This window comes from Bradyrhizobium cytisi, from assembly GCF_008123515.1.
Lineage (GTDB): Bacteria > Pseudomonadota > Alphaproteobacteria > Rhizobiales > Xanthobacteraceae > Bradyrhizobium > Bradyrhizobium cytisi.
Map to the genome: position 1 here is coordinate 1 of NZ_VSSR01000053.1, position 2,714 is coordinate 2,714.

Annotated in this window: 4 protein-coding genes; 3 read left to right on the plus strand and 1 reads right to left on the minus strand. The window is 62.8% G+C overall.

Going from position 1 to position 2,714, the window contains the following annotated elements; genetic code table 11:
- Nucleotides 1-140: IS66 family insertion sequence element accessory protein TnpB (gene tnpB, locus FXB38_RS29680; protein ID WP_148754517.1), on the minus strand; the 140-nt coding region annotated here is incomplete at its 3' end.
- 230 nt (nucleotides 141-370) lie between these two features.
- Between tnpB and FXB38_RS29685 the strand changes: the two genes are divergently transcribed.
- The 3 genes from FXB38_RS29685 to FXB38_RS29695 all read left to right on the plus strand — a co-directional run.
- Nucleotides 371-1,567, plus strand: a complete 1,197-nt coding sequence (locus FXB38_RS29685; protein WP_246230229.1) for a tyrosine-type recombinase/integrase — start codon at nucleotides 371-373, stop codon at nucleotides 1,565-1,567.
- Between the two features lie 145 nt (nucleotides 1,568-1,712).
- Nucleotides 1,713-2,480 carry a tyrosine-type recombinase/integrase gene (locus FXB38_RS29690; protein WP_246230231.1) on the plus strand — a complete coding sequence of 256 codons (768 nt, stop codon included), beginning with the start codon at nucleotides 1,713-1,715 and terminating at the stop codon, nucleotides 2,478-2,480.
- Nucleotides 2,477-2,714 (plus strand): site-specific integrase (locus FXB38_RS29695; protein ID WP_187435233.1); only part of this gene is annotated, 238 nt, incomplete at its 3' end. The genes FXB38_RS29690 and FXB38_RS29695, both read left to right, overlap by 4 nt.

Below are 2,714 nucleotides of genomic sequence, written 5' to 3' on the forward strand. Positions count from 1 at the left end.
TTGGCGAACAGGCACAAACCCGTACCATCCCAGAAGATCAGCTTGATCCGGTCTGCCCGCTTGGCACGGAACACATAAACAGCACCCGAGAACGGATCGGCTTTCATGTGCTCGCGTACCAACATGGCAAGCCCCTCCATTCCCTTCCTATTATGTGGTGCACCACATAAGCGCAATTATGTGGAGCCCACGATTATGCTGAGTGCGCGGCCGTTCGATCCGAGACCCGCTTCGTTATCAACAGTTTAGTTCCTGGTGCCCTCTTCCTCACTCCGCATAATCTGAGGCCTCCCTTCCTGCCTTGATGGCAACGAAAGGGAGACAACGCATGGCCGAGTCGAGTGAGAGTCACCGCCACGGGCAGCGCTGCATGGACGCGGGCGATCTCGCCCCGCTGGTGACGGAGTTCGCACGACACCTGACGGGGTTGGGGCATGCGAGCTTGACGGTGAGCGGCTATGACGCCGCAGCCCGTCACCTCGCGCAATGGCTGACGCTGGCCAAGATCGCAGTCGCCGACATCGATGATGGTGTCACCGATCGGTTCGCTCGGCATCGCTGTCGATGCCCCGGCATCCGTCGCGAGAAGGGCGTGTCCGAGAAGTACGTGAGGCGGGTGCGCCGGTTCGTCGAGTTTCTCGGCGAGCGCGGGATCGTCCAGCGCAAGCCGAAGCTCGCATCACCGACGCTCGACCGGCGGGTGGTCGAGTTCCAGGACTGGCTGCGACAGCATCGCGGCGTCACAGAGCTGACAATAGATCGACACGGTCGCATGGTCATGCGGCTGCTCCCGGCGCTTGGCATCAGGCCGCGAAGTTGGAATGCCCAGCTCATTCGCAACGTGATCATTGCAGAGACGAAACGGGTCTCGCTCGCCTATGTGAAGACGATGACAATGGCGCTGAGAGGATTTTTGCGGTTCCTCAGCGCGCGGGGGTTGTGCCGAGCGGGACTCGATCAGGCCGTGCCAATCATTCCGCAGTGGCGCCTGTCGTCGCTGCCGCGATACATCGGCTCGTCAGATGTCGAGGTGTTGATTGCAACGTGCGATCAGACCACGGCGACTGGCGTGCGTGATCGGGCGATCCTGCTGCTGTTGGCGCGACTGGGTTTGCGGGCCGGCGACATTCTTTCTCTTCGTCTCACCGATATTGATTGGCAACAAGCGACGCTGTCGGTTCGCGGCAAGGGGCGCCGGGAAACAAGATTACCATTGCCGCAAGACGCCGGTGATGCCGTGCTTGCTTATCTGGATCAAGCCCGGCCGCACGTCGTCGATGGTCGAATCTTCTTCATGTCGAATGCACCAATCCGGCCACTGACAAGGTCGAGTGCAGTCTCTGACGTTGTGCGTTGTGCAATACGAAAGGCCGGCATCACCACTCCGTCGAATGGGGCCAACCTGCTTCGACACTCGGCCGCGACGGCCATGCTGCGAGGCGGCGCGACGCTCGACACGGTTGGTGCCGTGCTGCGCCACCGTTCGCCGGACATGACCGCGCACTATGCCAAAGTCGACGTGACGATGCTGCTGCAGATCGCGCAGCCCTGGCCGGGAGATGCGTGATGCTGAGTCAACATCTTGCCAAATATGTGGACCAGCAGCAGTCGCTGGGGTTCAAGTTCCGCGTCCAGCAAATCCTGCTGAGGGGCTACGTCGGCTTCGCCGAAGAGCACGGCGACCGGCACATCAGAAGTGCCCGGGTCCTGGCATGGGCCGCACGTGCGCCGTCACCGGAGCAGCGCCGCAACAGGTTGCTTACCGTGCGGCGGTTCGCGCTGGCGATGCACGCCGAGAATCCGCGCCATCAGGTTCCGGCGGCGGATGCACTCGGCCACGCCGTCGTCAAGCGGCGACCGCCGTATATTATAGTGCGGACGAGATCGCACGATTGCTTCGCGCTGCGGCGGCACTCCGGCCGGCGGGCTCGATCAGACCGACCATGTACGCAACGCTCTTCGGCCTGCTCACCGCTACCGGCATGCGGATCGCAGAAGCATTGGCGCTGCAGATCGACGATGTGACTGCCGATGGGCTCGTCGTCCGGCAGACCAAGTTCCAGAAGAGCCGGCTGTTGCCGCTTCACGCAACAGCTCGGCTGGCGCTCGACAGATATCTGGTCGCCCGGCGGTCGCTGACCACCACAGATCGCGCTCTCTTCGTATCGGTTGCTGGGCAGTCGCTGCCCTACAACACCGTGCGACGCATCTTCCTGCAGCTCCTCGATAGAACCAATCTCAGGGGCGCGTACTCGGGGCGAGATCCGCGCATCCACGATCTGCGCCACACCTTCGCGGTCCGCTCGCTGGAGCAGTGCCGCCACGATCGTGCTGCGGTCGCCCGCCATATCGTGGCGCTCAGCACCTACCTCGGCCACGCCCACGTGACCGACACCTATTGGTACTTGCAGGCGACACCGGTCCTGATGGGCCAGATCGCCGAGGCCGGCGAGGCATTGCTGATTGGAGGCGCCGCATGACCGCGCTCGCCCCCTATCTGAGCAGCTTCCTGCGCGAGCACCTGCCCAAAGAACGCCGGGCGAGCCAACATACCTGCGAGGCTTACGCGCAGAGCTTCCAGCTGTTGCTCCAATTTGCTGCCGGCCGGCTCAAGCTCAAGCCATCGAAGATCGAGATCGAACGGCTCGACGCGCCGCTGATCTTGGCATTCCTGGAGCATCTAGAGAAGCAGCGCGGCAACTCGGCGCGAACCC